This is a genomic window from Ensifer sp. Root278, from assembly GCF_001429285.1.
In the GTDB taxonomy this organism is placed as follows: Bacteria; Pseudomonadota; Alphaproteobacteria; order Rhizobiales; family Rhizobiaceae; genus Ensifer.
This window is the reverse complement of record NZ_LMJJ01000023.1, coordinates 326181-346622: the sequence shown is the minus strand read 5'-3', so window position 1 is coordinate 346622 and position 20442 is coordinate 326181. Positions and strand designations below refer to the sequence as shown.

The 20442-nt window shown below is 62.5% G+C and carries 16 protein-coding genes; 13 read left to right on the top strand and 3 right to left on the bottom strand.

Going from position 1 to position 20442, the window contains the following annotated elements:
• Window positions 1–92 precede the first annotated feature (92 nt).
• The 6 genes from ASE60_RS18030 (at window position 93) to ASE60_RS18005 (ending at window position 9045) form a co-directional block, all read left to right on the top strand.
• Window positions 93–1559: an alpha-glucosidase/alpha-galactosidase gene (locus ASE60_RS18030; protein WP_057251910.1), complete on the top strand. Its 1467-nt coding sequence runs from the start codon at window positions 93–95 to the stop codon at window positions 1557–1559.
• Window positions 1560–1672: 113 nt separating this feature from the next.
• Window positions 1673–3757 carry an ABC transporter substrate-binding protein gene (locus ASE60_RS18025; protein ID WP_057251909.1) on the top strand — a complete coding sequence of 695 codons (2085 nt, stop codon included), beginning with the start codon at window positions 1673–1675 and terminating at the stop codon, window positions 3755–3757.
• Between the two features lie 70 nt (window positions 3758–3827).
• Window positions 3828–4838, top strand: coding sequence for an ABC transporter permease (locus ASE60_RS18020; RefSeq protein WP_057251908.1), 1011 nt, complete (start codon window positions 3828–3830; stop codon window positions 4836–4838).
• On the top strand, window positions 4835–5962 hold the full coding sequence (locus tag ASE60_RS18015) for an ABC transporter permease (RefSeq protein WP_057251907.1): 1128 nt from the start codon (window positions 4835–4837) through the stop codon (window positions 5960–5962). Before ASE60_RS18020 ends, ASE60_RS18015 begins: the two co-directional genes overlap by 4 nt.
• Window positions 5963–5974: 12 nt before the next feature.
• The gene (locus ASE60_RS18010) at window positions 5975–7648 is read left to right on the top strand and encodes an ABC transporter ATP-binding protein (RefSeq protein WP_057251906.1); all 1674 of its coding nucleotides are present in this window, start codon (window positions 5975–5977) and stop codon (window positions 7646–7648) included.
• A 23-nt stretch (window positions 7649–7671) separates the two neighbouring features.
• The gene (locus tag ASE60_RS18005; protein ID WP_057251905.1) at window positions 7672–9045 is read left to right on the top strand and encodes an alpha-glucosidase/alpha-galactosidase; all 1374 of its coding nucleotides are present in this window, start codon (window positions 7672–7674) and stop codon (window positions 9043–9045) included.
• 167 nt (window positions 9046–9212) lie between these two features.
• Here the strand turns inward: ASE60_RS18005 and ASE60_RS18000 are convergent, their stop codons facing one another.
• Window positions 9213–10583 (bottom strand): HAMP domain-containing sensor histidine kinase, encoded by a 1371-nt coding sequence (locus tag ASE60_RS18000; RefSeq protein ID WP_057251904.1) that lies wholly within the window; start codon window positions 10581–10583, stop codon window positions 9213–9215.
• Window positions 10580–11254: a response regulator transcription factor gene (locus ASE60_RS17995; protein WP_057251903.1), complete on the bottom strand. Its 675-nt coding sequence runs from the start codon at window positions 11252–11254 to the stop codon at window positions 10580–10582. The genes ASE60_RS18000 and ASE60_RS17995 overlap by 4 nt, the downstream gene beginning before the upstream one ends.
• A gap of 292 nt (window positions 11255–11546) precedes the next feature.
• Between ASE60_RS17995 and ASE60_RS17990 the strand changes: the two genes are divergently transcribed.
• The 7 genes from ASE60_RS17990 to ASE60_RS17960 all read left to right on the top strand — a co-directional run bounded on the left by ASE60_RS17990 (window position 11547) and on the right by ASE60_RS17960 (window position 19243).
• Window positions 11547–13040, top strand: a complete 1494-nt coding sequence (locus tag ASE60_RS17990) for a patatin-like phospholipase family protein (RefSeq protein ID WP_162261307.1) — start codon at window positions 11547–11549, stop codon at window positions 13038–13040.
• Window positions 13041–13265: 225 nt separating this feature from the next.
• Window positions 13266–14525 carry an ABC transporter substrate-binding protein gene (locus tag ASE60_RS17985; RefSeq protein WP_057251901.1) on the top strand — a complete coding sequence of 420 codons (1260 nt, stop codon included), beginning with the start codon at window positions 13266–13268 and terminating at the stop codon, window positions 14523–14525.
• 111 nt (window positions 14526–14636) lie between these two features.
• The gene (locus ASE60_RS17980; RefSeq protein WP_057251900.1) at window positions 14637–15560 is read left to right on the top strand and encodes a sugar ABC transporter permease; all 924 of its coding nucleotides are present in this window, start codon (window positions 14637–14639) and stop codon (window positions 15558–15560) included.
• Between the two features lie 4 nt (window positions 15561–15564).
• Window positions 15565–16431, top strand: coding sequence for a carbohydrate ABC transporter permease (locus tag ASE60_RS17975; RefSeq protein WP_057251899.1), 867 nt, complete (start codon window positions 15565–15567; stop codon window positions 16429–16431).
• Window positions 16432–16435: 4 nt separating this feature from the next.
• Window positions 16436–17497 (top strand): sn-glycerol-3-phosphate ABC transporter ATP-binding protein UgpC, encoded by a 1062-nt coding sequence (gene ugpC / locus ASE60_RS17970; RefSeq protein WP_057251898.1) that lies wholly within the window; start codon window positions 16436–16438, stop codon window positions 17495–17497.
• Window positions 17484–18257, top strand: coding sequence for an SUMF1/EgtB/PvdO family nonheme iron enzyme (locus tag ASE60_RS17965; RefSeq protein WP_244495653.1), 774 nt, complete (start codon window positions 17484–17486; stop codon window positions 18255–18257). The genes ugpC and ASE60_RS17965 overlap by 14 nt, the downstream gene beginning before the upstream one ends.
• Complete coding sequence (locus ASE60_RS17960) at window positions 18236–19243, top strand: ScyD/ScyE family protein (protein ID WP_057251897.1); 1008 nt, start codon at window positions 18236–18238, stop codon at window positions 19241–19243. The genes ASE60_RS17965 and ASE60_RS17960 overlap by 22 nt, the downstream gene beginning before the upstream one ends.
• A gap of 109 nt (window positions 19244–19352) precedes the next feature.
• Here ASE60_RS17960 and ASE60_RS17955 read toward each other — a convergent pair whose 3' ends face one another.
• Window positions 19353–20426: a GH25 family lysozyme gene (locus ASE60_RS17955; protein WP_057251896.1), complete on the bottom strand. Its 1074-nt coding sequence runs from the start codon at window positions 20424–20426 to the stop codon at window positions 19353–19355.
• Between the last annotated feature and the right edge of the window lie 16 nt (window positions 20427–20442).

Sequence of the window (20442 nt, the reverse complement as noted above, 5' to 3'; positions counted from 1 at the left end):
CGCGGTCAGGTTGCACAGGCGGCGGGTCAGGATTTTTGAATTAATTTTACCCTTCGCTTGAGAGCGCGCAGTCCAGGAGGAGTGAAAAGGGCATGGCAAGTTTCAAGATCGCCATCATCGGCGCCGGCAGCATCGGCTTCACCAAGAAACTGTTCACCGACATTCTCGCCGTGCCGGAACTGCGCGATATCGAGGTGGCGCTGACAGATCTCAGCGCCCGCAATCTGGAGATGATCAAGGCGATCCTCGACCGGATCGTCGAGGTCAACCGCCTGCCGACGAAGGTGACGGCGACGACCGATCGGCTGAAGGCGCTGGAAGGCGCCCGCTACATCATCAGCTGCGTTCGCGTCGGCGGTCTGGAAGCCTATGCCGACGACATCCGCATTCCGCTGAAATACGGCGTCGACCAATGCGTCGGCGATACGATCTGCGCCGGCGGCATCCTCTACGGCCAGCGCAACATCCCCGTCATTCTCGATTTCTGCAAGGACATCCGCGCGGTCGCAGAACCGGGTGCCAGGTTCCTGAACTATGCCAACCCGATGGCGATGAACACCTGGGCGGCGATCGAATACGGCAAGGTCGACACGGTCGGTCTCTGCCATGGCGTCCAGCACGGCGGCGAGCAGATCGCCGAAATCCTTAACGCCGGCGAGGGTGAACTCGACTACATCTGCTCCGGTATCAACCACCAGACCTGGTTCGTCGACGTCAGGCTCAAGGGCCGCAGAATAGGCAAGGACGAACTCGTCGCCGCCTTCGAGGCGCACCCGGTGTTTTCGCAACAGGAGAAGCTCCGCATCGACGTGTTGAAGCGCTTCGGCGTCTACTCGACCGAGAGCAACGGCCATCTCTCCGAATATCTTCCCTGGTACCGCAAGCGCCCGGAAGAGATCAGCCGATGGATCGACATGTCGGACTGGATCCACGGCGAAACCGGCGGCTATCTCAGGTATTCGACGGAAACCCGCAACTGGTTCGAGACCGAGTTTCCGCAATTCCTGGAAGCCGCCGGAAAACCGCTCGATCACCAGAAGCGCTCGAACGAACATGCGAGCCACATTCTGGAAGCGCTTGAGACGGGGCGTGTCTATCGCGGCCACTTCAACGTCAAGAATTCAGGTGTCATTACCAACTTGCCGGCTGATGCGATCATCGAATCCCCCGGTTTCGTCGACCGCTTCGGCATCAACATGGTCTCGGGCATCACGCTTCCGGAAGCCTGTGCCGCCACCTGCCTTTCCTCCATCAACGTGCAGCGGATGTCGGTGCATGCGGCTGTTACGGGCGATCTCGACCTTTTGAAGCTCGCAATGCTGCACGATCCGCTGGTCGGTGCGATCTGCACGCCGGAGGAGGTCTGGCAGATGGTCGACGAGATGGTGGTCGCTCAAGGCCAGTGGCTGCCGCAATACGCCCACGCCATCGACGGCGCGAAGGAGCGCCTCAGCCGCGCCACGGTCAAGACCCGCGACTGGAACGGTGCCGCGCGGCGCCAGGTGCGTTCGCTCGACGAACTGCGTGCCGAACGGCAGGCGGCCCGCGCCGCCGGCTGACCGATTGCAGCGCATGCCCGCGTGAGGAGACGCGGGCATGCGCTGCCACAACTGCAGACTTTCAAGGAGGAGGCCACGCTTCGGCGCGGCGAAAAGAGGGAGAATCTGAGCCAATGACCAGCCACAGACTGACGAAAATGGCGAGCCTGCTGCTCGTCGGCATCTCGACCTTCGCGCTTAACGCGGCGGCCTCCGATCCATCAGTCGTGCCCGAGCAGCCGCCATTCCCGGCCCAGGGCAAGATCACCTATGTGCCGCGCGACTCGATTGCCGAGTTCAAGGCGCTGCCGGAATACAAGGAGCCGGCCTGGGTCACCGAAAAATACGTCAAGGCCGGCAAGCTGCCGCCGGTTGCCGAGCGCCTGCCGAAGGAGCCGATGGTCTTCAAGACCGGCAACATGCCCGATGGCGTCGGCGTCTATGGCGACACGCTGCGCCACGTGATCGGCGGCCGCCCGGAAGGCTGGAACTACTCGGCCGGCCAGAGCCAGGGCTGGGGCGGCATCGACATCGGCATGTCGGAATGCCTGACCCGCACCGCACCACTCTTCCAGGTGGAAGCGAACGACGTCGAGCCGCTGCCAAACCTTGCCAGGAGCTGGGACTGGTCGGCCGACGGCCACAAGCTGACGATGCATCTCGTCGAGGGTGCGAAATGGTCGGACGGCGACCTCTTCGACGCCGATGACGTGATGTTCTACTGGGACGACAATGTCCTCGACCCGAATGTATCTCCGCTGAACGGCGCGACGCCCGAGACCTTCGGCGTCGGAACGACGCTGAAAAAGATCGACCAATACACCGTCGAGTGGACCTTCAAGGAGGCCTTCCCGCGTCAGCATCTCTATGCCATGGCCTATGGCACCTTCTGCCCCGGCCCGTCGCATATTCTCAAAGCCAAACATCCGAAGTATGCCGGCACGACCTACGACCAGTACAAGAACGCCTTCCCGCCGGAATATATGAACATCCCGGTCATGGGCGCCTGGGTGCCGGTCGCCTACCGCCCCGACGACATCATCGTGCTCCGCCGCAACCCCTACTACTGGAAGGTGGACGAGGCCGGTAACCAGCTGCCCTATGTCAACGAGCTGCACTACAAGCTCTCGACCTGGGCCGACCGCGACGTGCAGGCGATCGCCGGTTCCGCCGATCTTTCCAACCTGGAGCAGCCGGAAAACTTCGTCGAGTCGCTGAAGCGCGCCGCCCAGGACACGGCGCCCGCTCGGCTTGCCTTCGGCCCGCGCCTCATCGGCTACAATCTGCACATGAACTTCTCGGCCAATGGCTGGGGCGAGCCGGACGAGCGGGCTCAGGCCGTGCGCGAACTCAACCGCAACGAGGATTTCCGCAAGGCGGTGACCATGGCGGTCGATCGCAAGAAGCTCGGCGAAGCATTGGTCAAGGGTCCCTTCACCGCGATTTATCCGGGCGGGCTTTCCTCTGGCACCAGCTTCTATGACCGGGAGTCGACCGTCTATTATCCCTTTGACCTCGATGGCGCGAAGGCTCTGATCGAAAAAGCGGGACTCAAGGACACGGACGGCAACGGCTTCGTCAACTTCCCGACCGGAAAGGCCGGCGGTCAAGACGTCGAGATCGTGCTTCTGATCGACAACAGCTACGCGACAGACCGCAACCTCGCCGAAGGCATCATCGGGCAGATGGAAAAGCTCGGCCTTCGGGTCGTGCTGAATTCGCTCGACGGCAAACAGCGCGATGCGACGAACTATGCCGGCCGCTTCGACTGGATGGTTCACCGAAACGGCCCGGAATATGCGTCCGTCGTGCAGAACACGCCGCAGCTTGGCGCAACGGGTCCGCGCACTAGCTGGCATCACCGCGCGCCGGAGGGTGGACAGGTCGATCTGATGCCGTTCGAGCAGGAGCTTGTCGATACCATCAACAAGTTCATCGCCAGCAACGACAATGCAGAGCGTGTCGCACTGATGAAGCAATATCAGAAGATCGCGACAACAAACCTCGATACGATCGGGCTTACCGAATACCCGGGGGCGCTGATTATCAACAAGCGCTTCGCCAACGTTCCGACCGGCGCTCCGATCTTCATGTTCAACTGGGCGGAGGACACGATCATGCGCGAACGCCTCTTCGTGCCCGCGGACAAGCAGGGTGACTTCGAGCTCTTTGCTGAACAGCTTCCGGGCAAGCCCGGCGAGAAGGGCCTCAGCAACTGATGCCACGCAGCTCCTCCGGTCGCAGGCCGGAGGAGCGCTCCCATCACCCCAACCGACAGAAGGAAACGGCATGTTCAGGTTTCTGCTTGTCCGCATCGCCTCTGCCATTCCGGTGCTGCTTGTCCTCAGCGTAGCGACCTTCGCCATCATCCAGGCCCCGCCCGGAGACTATAGCGATTACATCCGCTCGCAGCTGATCAACCAGGGCGGCGCGTCCTACGAGGAAGCGGAAGCCCAGGCCCAGGCCTATCGCAAGGAGCATGGGCTCGATCAGCCGATGGCGGTGCAATACGTCAACTGGATGACCGGCATCCTGACGCGTGGCGATTTCGGCCACAGCCTCTACTACAACAAGCCGGTTGCCGACGTCGTCGGCGAGCGCCTGGCGCGCACGCTGGCGCTGGCGCTGGTCTGCCACATCCTCGCGTCGGTGATCGGCATTTCCTTCGGCATTATCGCCGCCACCCGGCAATATTCCTGGATCGACAGCCTGCTTTCGACGGTTGCCTTTCTCGGCATGACGGTGCCGCGCTTCCTGATGGCGCTGATCATCGTCTATATCCTCGTCTTCCACTTCAATGTCAGCGAAATCAACAGCTTCCACTCGGCCCGCTACGGCGGCGCGCCCTGGTCCTGGGACAAGTTCGTCGACCTCGTCAAACATGTCTGGCCGGTCGTGGCGATCGCCACCTTTGGCGGGCTCGCCTACAATATGCGGGTGATGCGCGGCAATCTGCTCGACACGCTGAACGCGCAATATGTCGAAACCGCCCGGGCGAAGGGCCTCAGTGAAGGGGCCGTGGTCATGCGCCACGCGGTTCCGAACGCCCTGCACCCGCTGATCATGTATCAGGGCGTCGTGTTGCCCTATATGCTGACGGGCGAGATCGAGACCGCGATCATCTTCGCGCTGCCGACCGTCGGTCCGGCCATCGTCGGCTCGATGTGGGTGGGCGACGTTTATGTCACCGCCACCTTCATGCTGGTGCTGTCGGCCACCCTCATCCTCGGCAACATCATCGCCGACATGCTGCTCGCAGCACTTGATCCGCGCGTGCGTCTGGGAGGAGCCCCGGCATGACCGTCGAGATTGAGACAACCCTTCCGCTCGTTGTCGAGCCCAAGCACGAGCAGCACAATGAAAGCTACCAGGCGCTCGTCTGGCGCCGGCTGAAACGCTCCTGGACGGGCATGCTCGGGCTGGTCCTCGTCGGCCTGCTGATCTTCATGGCGGTCTTTGCCGACTTCCTGTCGCCGGTCGATCCGAAGGCAACGGGTGTCGCCTTCGCGCCGCCGCAGGCGATCAGCTTTGCCGACAAGGACGGCAACTTCGTCTTCCCGCCGCGCAGCTACCCGCTGAGCGAGGGCACGGAGCTTGACCCGATCACCTTTCAGCCGATCATCGGCCCCGATTACGACAATCCGCAGATCCTCGGCTTCTTCATCAAGGGCGCGCCCTACCGCCTCTTCGGCCTGATCCCGGCCGAGCGGCATCTCTTTGGCGCGGTCGATGGTTCGCCGGTGCATCTGCTCGGAACCGACAAGTTCGGCCGCGACGTGCTCTCGCGAATTTTGGTCGGATCGCGCATCTCGCTGATGATCGCGCTGATCGTGGTATCGATCGTGACCTTCGTCGGCACCACCGTCGGCATGGCGTCGGGTTACTTTGGTGGCCGCTTCGACGTCTGGACCCAGCGCTTCGTCGAGCTGGTGCTCGCCTTCCCGCAACTGCCGCTCTATCTGGCGCTGACGTCGCTGATCCCGGTGACGGCGCCGACCAATGTCTTCCTCGCCTTCGTCATCATCGTCATGTCGGCGCTCGGCTGGGCGCAGATGTCACGCGAGGTGCGCGGCAAGACGTTGGCACTCGCCCGCATCGACTATGTGCGGGCGGCGATCGGCGTCGGTGCCAGCGACCGGCGCATCATCTTCCAGCACATCCTGCCGAACGTGATGAGCCATGTGATCGTCGCGGTCACGCTGTCGATCCCGCAGGTGGTGCTCTTGGAATCCTTCCTCGGGTTCCTCGGCTTTGCGGTCAAGCCGCCGCTGATTTCCTGGGGACTGATGCTGCAGGACACGTCCACCTATTCCGTCATCGGGTCCTATCCCTGGATCCTGTCGCCCGTCGCCTTCGTGCTTGTCACAGTCTTCGCCTTTAATGCGCTTGGCGACGGTCTGCGCGACGCCATCGATCCCTATTGAGGAGGACGCTTCATGACTGAGACAATCGACGTCCTCGTAGCCGCGCCCGCCGAGCGCAAGGATCTTACCGAACGAAACGGCCGGCCGATCATCGACGCCCGCAATGTCGCTGTTCGTTTCAAGGTCGAACACGGCATGGTGGAGGCGGTGAAGGACGTGTCCTTCCAGCTCTACCGTGGCGAAACCATCGCCATTGTCGGCGAGTCCGGCTCGGGCAAATCGGTGACGGCGCGCAGCGTCATGGGGCTTCTCTCCAAGCGCGCCACCATCGCTCCGCAATCGCGCATCGACTATGACGGCAAGGACGTGTTGAAGTTCTCGCCGCGCGAGCGGCGCGCCTTGCGCGGCAATCGGCTGGCGATGATCTTCCAGGAGCCGATGAGTTCGCTGAACCCGGTCTATACGGTCGGCACGCAGATCATCGAGGCGATCCGGGCGCACCGCAGGATCAGCCGCCGGGCGGCGATGGAGCGGGCACTGGAACTGCTGCGCCACGTGCGGATCCCGGACCCGGAACTGCGGCTCAATCAGTATCCGCACCAGCTTTCTGGCGGCCAGCGCCAGCGGGTGATGATCGCCATGGCGCTCGCCAACGATCCTGATGTGCTCATCGCCGACGAACCGACGACGGCGCTCGACGTCACCGTGCAGGCGCAGATCCTCAACCTGATCCGCGACCTGCAGCGCGAACTCGGCATGGCGGTGATCCTGATCACCCACGACCTGACGGTCGTGCGGCAGTTCTCCGACTACGTCTATGTGATGCAGTATGGCGAGGTGAAGGAGCACAACACGACGGCTGCGCTCTTCGCCAACCCGTTGCATGCCTATACCAAACGGCTGCTGTCTTCGGAGCCGTCGGGTGCCGCCAAGCCGCTGCCCGACAATGCGCCGATCATGCTTGATGGACGGGACGTGAAGGTCTGCTTCACGCTGAAGAAGGGTGGCCTGTTTCGCCCGCAATTCTCCGAGTTCGTCGCCGTCGACAGGCTGAGCCTCAATCTGCGCAAGCATGAGACGCTGGGGCTCGTCGGCGAATCCGGCTCGGGCAAGACGACCTTCGGCCAGGCGCTGATCCGTCTCATCAATGCCGATGGCGGCGAGGTCTTCTTTGACGGTATCCCGATCCACGACAAGGACCGGACCGCGATGCGGCCCTTGCGTTCGCGCATCCAGATCGTCTTTCAGGATCCCTTCGCCTCGCTCAATCCGCGCATGTCGATCGGCCAGATCATCGAGGAGGGGCTCGTCGTCAACGGCATAGGTCAAAACCGCAAGGAGCGGCTCGACCGGGTGGTGGACGCGCTCAGCGCCGCCGGCATGCCGGGCAACATCCTGTCGCGCTTCCCGCATGAGTTTTCCGGCGGCCAGCGCCAGCGCATCGCGATCGCTCGGGCCATTGCGCTCGAGCCGGAATTCATCCTGCTCGACGAGCCGACATCGGCGCTCGATCTCTCCGTCCAGGCCCAGATCATCGAGCTCCTGCGCAAGCTGCAGGACGAGCGGGGCTTGAGCTATCTGTTCATCTCCCATGACCTCAAGGTCGTGCGCGCGCTCTGCCACCGGGTGGTGGTGATGCAGCATGGCAAAATCGTCGAGGAGGGGCCGGTGAGCGAAATCCTTTCCAATCCCAAGACCGCCTACACCGAACGGCTCGTTAAAGCCGCCTTCGATGTGGCAGCATGACCACGAGAAAACAGAGGCAATCCATGACCAGACAACCCAAGATCACCTTCATCGGCGCTGGATCCACCGTCTTCATGAAGAACATCATCGGCGACGTGCTGCAGCGGCCGTCCCTGTCCGCCGCAACGATCGCGCTGATGGACGTCAACCCGCAGCGCCTTGGTGAAAGCGAGATCGTCGCCGGCAAGCTGGTGCGCACGCTCGGCGTCAAAGCCAAGATCGAGACCCATTCCAACCAGCGCAAGGCGCTCGAAGGTGCCGATTTCGTCGTCGTCGCCTTCCAGATTGGTGGTTATGAGCCCTGCACGGTCACCGATTTCGAGGTTCCGAAGAAATACGGCCTGCGCCAGACGATCGCCGACACACTCGGCGTCGGCGGCATCATGCGGGGCTTGCGCACCGTGCCGCATCTCTGGAAGATCTGCGAGGACATGCTCGAGGTCTGCCCCAACGCGATCCTGCTGCAATACGTCAACCCGATGGCGATCAACACCTGGGCGATCGCCGAGAAGTATCCGACGATCCGCCAGGTTGGCCTTTGCCACTCCGTCCAGGGCACGGCCTTCGAACTGGCGCGCGATCTCGATATCCCGGTGTCGGAGATCCGCTACCGCGCCGCAGGCATCAACCACATGGCCTTCTATCTGACGTTCGAACACAAGCAGGCCGACGGCAGCTTCCGCAATCTCTATCCGGATTTGGTGCGTGGCTACCGCGAGGGACGTTTTCCGAAGCCCAGCCACTGGAACCCGCGCTGCCCCAACAAGGTTCGCTATGAGATGCTGACGCGGCTCGGTTACTTTGTCACCGAAAGCTCGGAGCACTTTGCCGAATACACGCCCTATTTCATCAAGGACGGCCGTCCGGATCTGATCGAGAAGTTCGGCATTCCACTCGACGAATATCCGAAGCGTTGCGTCGAACAGATCGAGCGCTGGAAGGGGCAGGCGGCAGCCTTCAAGGAAGCCGAGACGATCGAAGTGGCCGAGAGCCACGAATATGCCTCCTCGATCATGAACTCGGTCTGGACCGGCGAACCCTCGGTGATCTACGGCAACCTCCGCAACAACGGCTGCATCACCTCGCTGCCGGCAAACTGCGCCGCGGAAGTTCCCTGCCTGGTCGACGCATCGGGCATCCAGCCGACCTTCATCGGCGACTTGCCGCCGCAGCTGACGGCGCTGATCCGCACCAACATCAACGTTCAGGAACTGACGGTCCAGGCGCTGGTGACCGAGAACCGTGAGCACCTCTATCATGCCGCGATGATGGACCCGCACACGGCGGCCGAACTCGACCTCGACCAGATCTGGTCGCTCGTCGACGACCTGCTCGTCGCCCATCGCGACTGGATCCCGGAATGGGCGCGAGTTTCGAAAAAGGTCCAGGCGGCTTAGCTCTTTCTCCCGGCTAAGCTGCGATCGAGCCCCGGAACTGCTGTTCCGGGGCTTGTCCTTTCACTACAGCGCCGCGCGTCTTGTCAGACGCGCAAAGGTCGCTGTAGCACTTTGAATTGCTGCATGTTTTTGTCCTTTGATCGGAGACGATTAAAGGAAACATCCAGTTAGGCTTCAACGCCTTGCGAAAGCGGCAGCACAATGCGCATGCAAGCGCCGCCGGACGCCGAGCGGGCGACATCGACGTAACCGCCGTGCAGATGGGCGATTTTCTGCACGAGATTGAGCCCAAGGCCGGCGCCCTTGCCGTCCTTGCGCAGCCGCTGGAACGGCTCGAATATCTTGTCCGTCTCGCTGCGCGGTATTCCGTCGCCGTCGTCGCACACATCGATCGAACCTTGCGAGTCGACCTTAACCGTGATCGTGCCCCGGCGACCGCCATGGTCGATGGCGTTCTGTACGAGATTGGTAAGCGCCCGCTCCAACGATGCTTCGTCCCCCGTCACCATGACAGGGCGTTGATCTGCCTCGAAGGTCATCTCGTAGCCCGCTCCGAAGGCAAGTGGTGCGAGCGCAACGATCACCCGCTCGGCAAGCGCTGCGAGATCGACGGGCCTGAACTCGTCCTTTTGGGCATCGAGACGTTCGAGGTCGAGCAACTGGCCTGCCAGAATTGAAAGGCGCGTCACGTCCTCGTTGAGTCGGGTCTTGTCCGGTCCCGGTGGAAGCGACGCGATACGGGCGCCGAGGATGGCGACCGGTGTGCGCAGTTCATGCGCCGCCTGCGCCAGAAAGCGCTTATGTCTTGTATACCCGTCATCAAGCCGCACCAGCGCATCGTTGACCGCCGTCACCAGCGGCAGGAATTCCGAGGGAACGTCCGCGACCGGCATCTGGATGCCGCGCTGGTCATATTCGATATGCGCTGCATGCGAGGCGGCGTGTGACAGGCCCGACAGCATCCTGCGAACGACGATCGGCGTGACCACCACGGTCGCAAACGCCAGAAGCAGCAGCATCGGCACGAAGATCGTGAGGAAGGCGCCGGTCGTGCTGAGCAGAAGGCGGCTCAAGGTCAGCTCCCCTTCTGTGCCGCTGAATATCTGGACGCTGCCGGCCGGGGACTCGAGCCATTTGACAACGGCTTCCGGGCGCGCGTTCTTGTCCGGGGAAAGCCTGAAGCGGGCGTCGTTCATGTGCTCGAGGCCGGCGGTCGCAAAGGCGAAGGCGTCGGGCACCTCTCCTTCGGAGAGACTGTATCCTTCCTTGTCACGCACGATGAACCAGATGTTCCCCGCCTGCTGACGCAACCGGGTCAAGTCAGGCGTTTCCTGAAGGACGAGGTCGCCGTTCTGATTGCGGGTGATGGCATCCTTTAAGACGTCGACATTGCCGTTCTCGTAGCCGTCAATGAGATAGCCGGTCACCCAGAGCAAACCGACGGCAATGGCGATCACGACCAGGGTCGCGACCGTCTCGAACAGCACCAGCCAGCCGACGAGACGCCATTTGAACGAATGCGAAGCGCTGCCGCTCATGAGCCTTCCCGCAAGAGGTAGCCGACGCCGCGGATGCCGTTGATGATCACGCCGGCGTCCGCCTGCTGCAGCTTGCGGCGGACGCGCGAGATATGGGTGTCGAGTGCGTTGGACTGGATTTCGTCGTCGAGGCCGAACACCGCTTCCATCAAGGCGGCGCGCAGCACCATCCGGCCCATGCGGCGGGTGAGGGTTTCGAGCACCAGAAGCTCGCGCCGCGGCATTTTCAGCGATGTGCCGGCCACGCTTGCCTCGCAATGCGCGAGGTCGAAGGAGAAGCGCCCGGCCGTGACTATGTCGGACTGCACAGGGATCGGCCGCCGCGCCAACGCCCGCAGTCGCGCCAGCAGCTCCTCAAAGGCAAAGGGTTTGCCGATGTAATCGTCGGCCCCACCATCGAGCCCTGCAACCCGGTCGGCGAGGTCGTCGAGTGCGGTCAGCACCAGCACGGGCACGTTGTTGCCGCGCGCCCGTATCTTGGGGATGAGCGAGAGCCCGTCACCATCCGGAAGCTTGCGGTCGAGCACGATGACATCGTAGACCGCATCGCGCAGGATCAAGGCCGCTTCGGCGAGGTCGCGCGCATGATCCGCGATCATCCTGTGATTGCTCAACGCCGCCCTCAGCGCATCCGCGAGTTCCTTCTCATCCTCGACCAGCAAGACCCGCATGATTGCGCTTCACCTCGTGCAAATGTCGTTACGCGCGCGCAACGTAGTGCCGCTTCATTGAGGGAACCTGTCATTCGTCCTATGGGGCAAATGCTGGTTCGATCGGTATCTTCAAAGAGGGCGTTCCTTCCGTAGGATGCCGCAAGCTAATCCCGATCGCCAGCATTGCACAATCATTCGTTGCGAGCGCGGCGCATGACATGCTGTCTCAATGTTGATCCTTAGGCTGTGCGACAATCGCTCGTGGGCATGCGTTCCGCGAGATATCGCCAAAGGGCCTGGATCAGGACGCATGAAAATCGGGAACCGAAGGTGGCGTTCGCGCCACGCACATGGAGATCGACCCGGCCGCAACCCAGCCACGGGGTGGGCTGCGGCGATCCATTCCTCAAGGCTTCTGCAGTACGCGGTTCTGGCATTCGCGCTTGCCATGGCTGGCTGCGTCGGCCCGGACGTGACGCCGACGAACAGGCGGCTGGAATTGACGACCGGAGCCGTCCCGCTGCAGCAACCGACGCCGGATGCCGACGACACGGGTATCATTCTTGCGTTTTCCGGGGGCGGCGCCCGCTCGGCTGCGTTCGGCTATGGTGTGCTGTCGGCTCTGGCGGAGGCGCCATCGCCAGGGGTAAGAGGACGCAAGCTCGCGGACGAGGTTGCCGTCGTCGCCGGCGTTTCTGGCGGGGCGGTGCTTGCGTCGTACTTCGCACTTTACGGCCGCCCAGGCCTCGCCGACTTCCGCGAGCGCTTTCTCGGGCGAAACGTCGAGGCGTCGCTCCGGTTGTCGTTTTCGCCGGGGAACATCCTGCGCGGCTATCAGGGCGGGGTGAACGACCGGTCCGGCTTGCCCGCCTGGCTTGATGCGAACCTGTTCAAGGGCGCAACGCTCGGCACGGTGGCGCGCCCGGGCCATCCGCGCCTGGTGATCCATGCGACCGACCTCTACAACCGCGCGCCGTTCATCTTCGACCGTGAATCTTTCACTGCCATTTGCAGCGATTTTGACGACTATCCGCTCGCCTATGCTGTCGCGGCCTCGGCCGCCGTCCCGGTCGTCTTTGCGCCCTTGACCTTGCAGAACTTCCGGACGGGTTGCGAGGCGCTGCCTGAAAAGGCTGCCCCGGTTGCCGGATCACGCGCAGCGGGTTCGCTTGTCGCAAGCGAGTACGCCGACGCCCTTCGGCGATACGAAACAGCAAAAGACCTGAACTACCTCAAGCTCTACGACGGCGGTCTGGTGGATGGCGTCGGAACACAGAGTCTGTTGCATCTGATGGTGCGGTCTGCACCCGAACCCATTCCCGAGGAGCGGGCCCAGCGCTTGAGGCACGTGATCGTCATCGTCGTGGATGCCTCGACCCGGATCGGAGGGGATCTGTCGAAAACCGTCGATAGCCCCAAGGCGCCGGACGCGATTGTCGCGGCCATCGACGCGATGATCAACATTCCCAATCTCCAGAGTTTCGATGCCTTCCGCAATCATCTGCCGGCATGGCGCGACAGGTTCGTGAAGTGGCGTTGCGGTAACGGGAGGGCGAAACGGAACTGCGGCGATCTCGATGTCGACGTCGTCCGGCTGGCCTTGACCGACATCGTCGACCCGCCGGTGGCACGGCGGATCATGACGCTCCACAACAGACTGACATTGGATGCGAAGGATGTCGATTTCCTGTCGGGCCTCGGCCGGCGGCTGCTTATCGAACATCCCGGATACCAGCGATTCCTGGACCGCATCAGGCGGGGCACCACGGATGGGCGTATCAGCGCCTTGTCGAATTGGCGCTGAGGCAATCTCAAATAACAGTAAATACTAATACAACCTCTCTGAATAAGGCTTTCGATGTGATAAACTCATCGCGGGAGCAACAGCCGGCTTAGGAGATGCCGGCCTCCGTTTCATCTCGCAGTTCAGTCGTTCGTGGATGTCGAGGCAGTGTCTCCACCATGCCGGACCAGGTCAGGCCGTCCGCAAAGTCGACCATTGACCGAAACTCGGATTGGGAGGTGTATGATGGTTCGCAAATTGTTTCTCATCTTGGCTGCCGCGGCGTCCGCGCTTGCGATCAACGGAGCCGCTTGGGCCGATTTCACGGTCCTCGTGCCATCGAGCAGCGAGGGGGACGGCCTTAGGGCTGCTGCCGACGACTACTCGAAGATGAAGGGCACGAAGGTGGAGATCGTGCAGGCGCCCTATGCCAACGTCTTCGAACAGGGAGCCAATGCAGGGGCAACCAAATCCGGCGTATTCGACATCATTCTGATGGATGACCCGTGGATTCCGTTTTTCGCCGAGAACGGACATCTCGAGGATTTGACACCATACTTCAAGAAAGCGGGCCTGGAGGGGCCGGACACCGACTTCCTGTCGAAGTCGCTGGCGATCTGCCGCAACCCTTACAATACCGGCCCCTATGTTTGCCTGCCCTATGTGGGAAACGCCCAGATGTTCTTCTATGACGCCGCCAAGTACAAGGAAGCCGGCGTCGACGCTCCCAAGACCTGGGATGACGTCTTGAAGGCGAGCCAGGCGCTGACCAAGGACGGCGGCGGCCGCTATTTCGGTTATGTCTTCCGCGGCGGTCAGGGTAACCCGGTCGTGGCCGACTTCATGCCGATCTTCTGGTCCTACGGCGCCGATATGTTCAACGCGGATCGCACAAAGGTGACGATCGACACGCCGGAAGGCGCGGCCGCGATGAAGACCTTCATGGCGCTCCGCGACGTTTCGCCAAAGGGGATCGAGAGCTACAACGCCAACGAAGTGGGCACTGCGCTTGCCGCCGGCACCGCCGCCTCGTCAATCAACTGGCCGAACTGGGTTGCGACCTTCGAGGATCCGAGCCAATCGAAAATGGTCGGCAAGATCTCCTACAGCCCGATCCCGGCGGGCACGAAAGCGGGCAGCTCGGAAATCGGCCATTGGACCATGGGCATCATGTCGGCCTCCAAGAACAAGCAAGAAGCCTTCGACTTCATGCTGTGGGCGACTTCGCCCGAGCAGATCAAGATCTCCGCCGAGCGCGGCAACCCACCGGTGCGGACCTCGGTCTTTACCGACCCGGAACTGACCAAGCAGGAGAAATTCCGCCACTACCCGGTGCTGATGGAGGCGATCCAGGCCTCGACGCCACGGCCGCGCCATCCGAAGTGGCCGGAGATCGAAAATGCCTTCGGCATCGAGCTTTCCAAGGTGGTCGCGGGCACGATCACGCCCGAGGAAGCGCTGAAGAACTCACAGGCAGCGGTCGAAGAAATCACCGGCCTTAAATAGGCGGAGGCATATATCGGCGGGGCCACAGACCCTACTCTCGCGGCCGCACCGGCATCGGTCCGGTGGGGTCGCACTTGAGGTCTGTATGGACAGCGCCTGCGGGAGAAATCGATGTTGAAGCCCGGCAAAGGCATACCGGCGGCGTCGCTCCGACTGGGTGGCGCACTCGAACATTGGACCGAGCGGCACCTGCGCTACCTGATGCTGGCGCCGACCATGCTCATCCTTCTGGCGCTGACGATCTTCCCCAGCCTCTACATGTTCTATGCGGCGGTCCACAAGATCAGCCCCAATCCCGACCTGCCCTGGCAATTCGTCGGTCCAGGCAATTTTGCGCGGCTCTTGACCGATGCACAATTTCACGCCGCGCTGCGCAACACTGCAGTCTTTACCATCGTTTCCGTGTCAGTGGAGTTCGTGCTCGGTCTCGGCCTGGCGCTGCTTCTTGATCGGTTCATTCGCCGGCTCACCTTCTTGAAGACTGTGCTGATGATCCCGATGATGCTGCCGCCAATCGCCGTCGCGATCACCTGGAAGATCATCTACGAGCCACAGTTTGGCGTCCTCAACGAAATCATGTTCCGTCTCGGCCTTCCACTGCAGGCCTGGGCGGGCGACGTGAACCTTGCGATGTTTTCGATCATCGTTGCCGACGTCTGGCAATGGACGCCTTTCATCTTCCTTCTGATGCTGGCGGGGCTGGCAAGTCTCCCGGTCGAGCCCTACGAGGCGGCCGCGCTCGATGGCGCCTCGTCCTGGCGGCAGTTCTGGGACCTGACGCTGCCGTTCCTCAAACCGGTGATTGCCATTGCCTTGCTGCTGCGCGTCATGGATGCGCTGCGCCTATTCGATCTCGTCTTCATCCTGACGGGAGGAGGTCCCGCCGATCGCACCAAGGTTCTGAGCCTCTATATCTACCAGGTCGCCTACCGCTTCGCCGATCCCGGCTACGCGGCGGCGATATCGCTGTTCGTCCTGTTCGTGACGATCGTTCTCAGCACCTGGTTCATGAAACGCATGCGGCTGGCGGATTGACGATATGGCGACGACGACCCTCCCCACACGCAGCCGCACCAGAGAATGGCTCATCCGCCTGTCCGCCTATCTGGCGATCCTCGTCGCCTTGGTGTTCACGCTTTTCCCGATCTATTGGATCGCCGCGAACTCGTTCAAGTTCGACATCGATATCTTCGCCGTGCCGCCCGAATGGCTGCCGCGCAACCCGACATTGAAGCACTATGACGAAGCCTTCATTCAGCGACCGTTCCTGCGTTACGCGCTGAACAGCTTCCTCGTCGCGGCCGGCACGACCATCGTTTCCGTGGTTTTTGGTACGATGGCGGGTTATGCGCTGGCGCGCTTCAGCTATCCCTGGCAATGGCGTAAGCAGATTTCCTTCTGGATACTGTCGACGCGGATGATGCCGCCGATCGTCAGCATCATCCCGCTCTACCTGTTCTTCAACTACTTCGACATGCTCAACACGAAGTCGGCGCTGATCATCGCCTACACAGCCTTCAACCTGCCGTTCGCCACCTGGATGATGAAGAGCTATTTCCAGGACCTGCCGGTCGAACTGGAAGAGGCGGCGATTGTCGACGGCGACACGCGCTGGGGCGCCTTCCTCCATGTCGCTTTGCCGCTCGCCAGGCCCGGGCTTGCGGCGACGGCCATCTTCTGCCTGATCATCTCCTGGAACGAGTTCCTGCTTTCCCTGATCATCACGCTCACCGAGCAGTCGCAGACGCTGCCGATCGGCATCGCCGGGCGGGTGACGCAGTACAAGACCTATTGGGGGGAAATCAGCGCCGCCGGCTTCATGGCCTGCGTGCCGATCGTCATCTTCGCTTTCATCGTTCAGAAGCATCTCGTCCGGGGGCTGTCTCTCGGGGCGGTCAAGGGGTGAGACGATGGCGTCCGTCACGTTCAACAACGTCTCCAAGAAGTTCGGCGAATTCGTCGCGGTGGCCGACTTCAATCTGGAGGTTCGGGACAAGGAGTTCCTGGTCCTGCTCGGGCCTTCCGGCTGCGGCAAGACCACGACGATGCGCATGGTTGCCGGTCTCGAGGAGGCGACATCGGGTGACATCTTCATCGATGCGGTACGCATCAATGGCGTGCTGCCGAAATACCGCGACGTGGCGATGGTCTTCCAGTCCTATGCGCTCTATCCGCATTTAACCGTCGAGGAGAATATCGGCTACCCGCTCAGGATCCGCAAAGTGCCTGAGGAGGAACGCAAGCAACGTATCGCCGAGGTCGCACGCCGGGTGGAACTCGAGACCATGCTCTCCCGCCTGCCGAAGGAGCTCTCCGGCGGCCAGCGCCAGCGCGTCGCGCTCGCCCGTGCGATCGTGCGCACGCCGCGCGTCTTTCTCATGGATGAGCCGCTCTCCAATCTCGACGCCAAGCTGCGCACCCAGATGCGCGCGGAGCTGAAACATCTTCAGCACGAGTTGCAGGTCACGACGATCTACGTCACGCATGACCAGATCGAGGCGATGACGCTGGCGCATCGGGTGGCGGTCATGAACAAGGGTGTGATCGAGCAACTGGGAACGCCGCGGGAAATCTACAGCAATCCGCGCACGCTGTTCGTCGCCGGCTTCATCGGCTCTCCGCCGATGAACCTCATCCCGGGGGAGGCACGCGACGGAGTGTTCACAAGCGCCGGCTTCAGGGTCGGCGGGCTTGGCCAGGCGACCGTTCCCCGCGCCGTCCTCGGTGTTCGCCCGGAAGATGTCCAGGCAACGAGCGCCGCAGACGCCGATGTCAATCTGGTTGCGCCCATCTATTCGGTCGAGCTCACCGGCGAGAACACGCTGGTCAGCCTGCGGCTCGGTGCTCAATTGCTGACCTTGCGTGCAGACAAGAATTTCGCCGGCCAGATCGACCAGCCGATCGGCATCAAGGTCGTGGCCGACCGGGTGTTTCTCTTCGATGGCGAGTCTCAGCGTCGTGTCGACTTCTGATTTCCGGTTGGCGGCCGCAGTCGTCGCGATCACGTTTGCGGCAGGGGCTGCCGTCGCTGATGACGGCCCGATCACCGGCAATCCGCTCGTCGATATTCCCGCCGGCACCTTCGTCTTCGGTCGCGATAATGGCCCGGACAACGAACGTCCGCGTCGGCAATTGCTAGGCGGTGCGTTTGCGATCAACCGCACCGAAATCACCAATCGTCAGTATCAGGATTTCGTGGCTGCGACGGGTCATCGCCCCGCCTTCTATGCCGGTCACCCGCTTCTCGGTTTGGACGATCATCCTGTCGTCGGCGTAAGCTGGGCGGACGCCGATGCCTTTTGCCGTCACTACGTCCTCACCCTTCCGTCGGAGCAGCAATATGAAAGAGCGGCGCGCGGAACCGAGGGACTGGCGTTCCCTTGGGGCATGGCGCCGGCGGATTATCGGCGGGTCAATGCCGGCACGACGATCTGTTGCTCCGGCGATGCGAGCGACGGCTATCCGATGACCGCGCCGGCGATGTCATTTGCCGCCGGCGCGAGCGGCGAGGGGGTGCTCAATCTCATCGGCAATGTCTGGGAATGGACCAGCGATCTCTATGTGCCCCATGAACCCAAGGGAGCCATGGGTGGCAGATCGTATCGCGTACTGCGCGGCGGGTCCTGGAACAGCGATTCCGCGCATCTTACCACAACCTATCGTTTGGCCTATGATCCGGATTTCCGGTTCTCGGCCAATGGCGGCTTCCGATGCGTCCGTTCCGGCAGATGACGATCCTCGTCGCCTTTTTGCTTCTGGCAGCAGGTGCCGCTGCCGAGCCGAAGGTCGCGCCAGGCTATCGGCTCGAAAGCTTCAGCAAAACCGGCGCCGCCTTCGCCGGCCTTTCTCGCGATGGCGAGGCTCTGCTCGTCACCGATCTCGCCAGTGGCCGGCTCTATCGCGGCACGCCGGGCGGCGATTTCGATGCGTTCGGTCCTGTCTTCCCCCATGGGCTCGATGTGATCGGCGATCCGACCGGTCCCTATCGCGTGTTTCGCGTCGGTGACAAACTGATCGTCGCCCAAGGCTGGACGCCCGCAAACGGCGATGAGGGACCCTATGACCATGCGCTCATCGCGATCGACGGTACCGGCAGACGCCATGTTATCAGCGCCGATTTCTGGAACCCGTTCGACCTTGTCGCCGTCGAGGATGCCTATTACGTCGTCGACTCCGCGCGCAACAGTGTCGAGCGTCTTGGGGTCGATGGCCGCAAGCAGACGATGATGAGCTTCCGCCGCCTGCAGCAACAGGCGACCGCGTTGGAGACGCTCTCGCCGACGGAGTTCAAGGGTGAAGACAGCTACGAAGTCGACGCCGTGCCGACCGGTATCGCGCTTCGCGAGGGGCGCCTCTATGTCGCGCTGTTCGGCGGCTTTCCCTTCCTCGCCGCTGCCGGAAAGGTCGTTTCGATGGCCGAGAAAGGCGATCGCACGGAGGTGCGGCCGGACGTTGAGGGCCTGAACGCACCGGTCGCCATCGCCTTCGACGACGAAGGACAGATGCTCATCCTCGAACACGGCCTATACGACCAGCAGCAAGGGTTCCGGTCAGGAAGCGGCCGGCTGTTGCGGCTCGACAAGGCGACGGGCCGCCGCGAGACGGTTGTCGGTGGGTTGACGCGACCGGTCTCCATCCTCGTCTGGGATGTGAGGCAGATCGTCATCTCCGAACTTGGCGGCACGCTCCTCTTCCTGACGCGCGAGGAGAGGCGCTGACGTCGCAGTTGCCGGGGCTGACTATCGTGACCTCATGCAGCAAATCAAAGTGCTACGGCGACCTTGCGCGTCTGATATGACGCGCGGCGCTGCAGAGTGTGACCGAGCCTCAACTCGCCCGCGCCTCCAGCCAGTTTTGCCACTCCGCCTCGCTGCCGTGGAAGACGTTGAGGTCGATCTTGCCGTCGACGCCGTGCGACAGGCCCGAGCCCGAATACTGCCAGAACAGCCACTTGCGGTTCGGGTAGACCTTGGACGGATGCTGGGCCACGGCGCGCAGCCAGAACGGATACTTCTGGAACGCGCCCTGCAGGTTGTCGGCATAAAAGTCCGGGGCGGTGTAGATGATCGGGCGCTGGCCGTAATGCGCCTCGAGCTTGTCCATGAACACCTGCATCTTTTCGCGCACGCGTTCGGGCGACAGGCGGCGCTTGCAGCTCGATTCGCCGTTGTATTCGACGTCGATCACGGGCGGCAGCGCGCCGGGCTCGCGCGGAACGTTGCGAATGAACCAGTCGGCCTGCTCGCCGGCGGTGCGGCACCAGTAGAAGAAGTGATAGGCACCGCGGCGCATGCCGGCCGCCTTGGCGGCGCGCCAGTTCTTCTTGAACATCGGGTCCAGATGGTCGCCGCCGTCGGTCGCCTTGATGAAGGCGAAGTTGGCCCCTTGAGTGCGCAGCTTCGGCCAGTCGATCTCGCCCTGCCAGCGTGAGACATCGACGCCGTGAACGGCCATCTTGCGCGGATTTTTGGCGCGGCCGAAATTGATCGGCTTGGCGTCGCGGAAACGGTGACCGTAGACCCGCGAACGGCCCTGCGGCATCGCCTGCGTCACCGGATTGTCCGGCGCGACGAAGGCGACCGGACGCGCGCCCGGAACGGGCGTGGCCAAGGTCGTCGTGGTCGTCGTGGTATTGGCCGCGGGCGCGAAGGCTTCGGGTTCGGGAACCGGGCCGGCCCAGGCGAGCATTTCCTGCGGCGGTGCGGATTGGACGTTCTGCGGCGGCGTGACCTCGGCCACCCTTGCGCCGACATTGGCGGCGGGTACCGGCGCGGCCGAAAGCACGACCGAGCTGGTCGTTTCGCGCGAGGGCCGCGGTGCGATCGTGTCCAGGCTCGAACTGGAAGAGCAGCCGGAAACTAGGCCGGCAAAGATGATTGCGGTCGCAGCTGAAAGACGCATGGGCACCCGTACGCAA

What these genes read in the sequence shown, in the direction of transcription:
- ASE60_RS18030 (WP_057251910.1), top strand. Translation starts at nt 93, where the DNA reads ATGGCAAGTTTCAAGATCGCCATCATCGGCGCCGGCAGCATCGGCTTC.
- ASE60_RS18025 (WP_057251909.1), top strand. Translation starts at nt 1,673, where the DNA reads ATGACCAGCCACAGACTGACGAAAATGGCGAGCCTGCTGCTCGTCGGC.
- ASE60_RS18020 (WP_057251908.1), top strand. Translation starts at nt 3,828, where the DNA reads ATGTTCAGGTTTCTGCTTGTCCGCATCGCCTCTGCCATTCCGGTGCTG.
- ASE60_RS18015 (WP_057251907.1), top strand. Translation starts at nt 4,835, where the DNA reads ATGACCGTCGAGATTGAGACAACCCTTCCGCTCGTTGTCGAGCCCAAG.
- ASE60_RS18010 (WP_057251906.1), top strand. Translation starts at nt 5,975, where the DNA reads ATGACTGAGACAATCGACGTCCTCGTAGCCGCGCCCGCCGAGCGCAAG.
- ASE60_RS18005 (WP_057251905.1), top strand. Translation starts at nt 7,672, where the DNA reads ATGACCAGACAACCCAAGATCACCTTCATCGGCGCTGGATCCACCGTC.
- ASE60_RS18000 (WP_057251904.1), bottom strand. Translation starts at nt 10,583, where the DNA reads ATGAGCGGCAGCGCTTCGCATTCGTTCAAATGGCGTCTCGTCGGCTGG.
- ASE60_RS17995 (WP_057251903.1), bottom strand. Translation starts at nt 11,254, where the DNA reads ATGCGGGTCTTGCTGGTCGAGGATGAGAAGGAACTCGCGGATGCGCTG.
- ASE60_RS17990 (WP_162261307.1), top strand. Translation starts at nt 11,547, where the DNA reads ATGAAAATCGGGAACCGAAGGTGGCGTTCGCGCCACGCACATGGAGAT.
- ASE60_RS17985 (WP_057251901.1), top strand. Translation starts at nt 13,266, where the DNA reads ATGGTTCGCAAATTGTTTCTCATCTTGGCTGCCGCGGCGTCCGCGCTT.
- ASE60_RS17980 (WP_057251900.1), top strand. Translation starts at nt 14,637, where the DNA reads ATGTTGAAGCCCGGCAAAGGCATACCGGCGGCGTCGCTCCGACTGGGT.
- ASE60_RS17975 (WP_057251899.1), top strand. Translation starts at nt 15,565, where the DNA reads ATGGCGACGACGACCCTCCCCACACGCAGCCGCACCAGAGAATGGCTC.
- ugpC (WP_057251898.1), top strand. Translation starts at nt 16,436, where the DNA reads ATGGCGTCCGTCACGTTCAACAACGTCTCCAAGAAGTTCGGCGAATTC.
- ASE60_RS17960 (WP_057251897.1), top strand. Translation starts at nt 18,236, where the DNA reads ATGCGTCCGTTCCGGCAGATGACGATCCTCGTCGCCTTTTTGCTTCTG.
- ASE60_RS17955 (WP_057251896.1), bottom strand. Translation starts at nt 20,426, where the DNA reads ATGCGTCTTTCAGCTGCGACCGCAATCATCTTTGCCGGCCTAGTTTCC.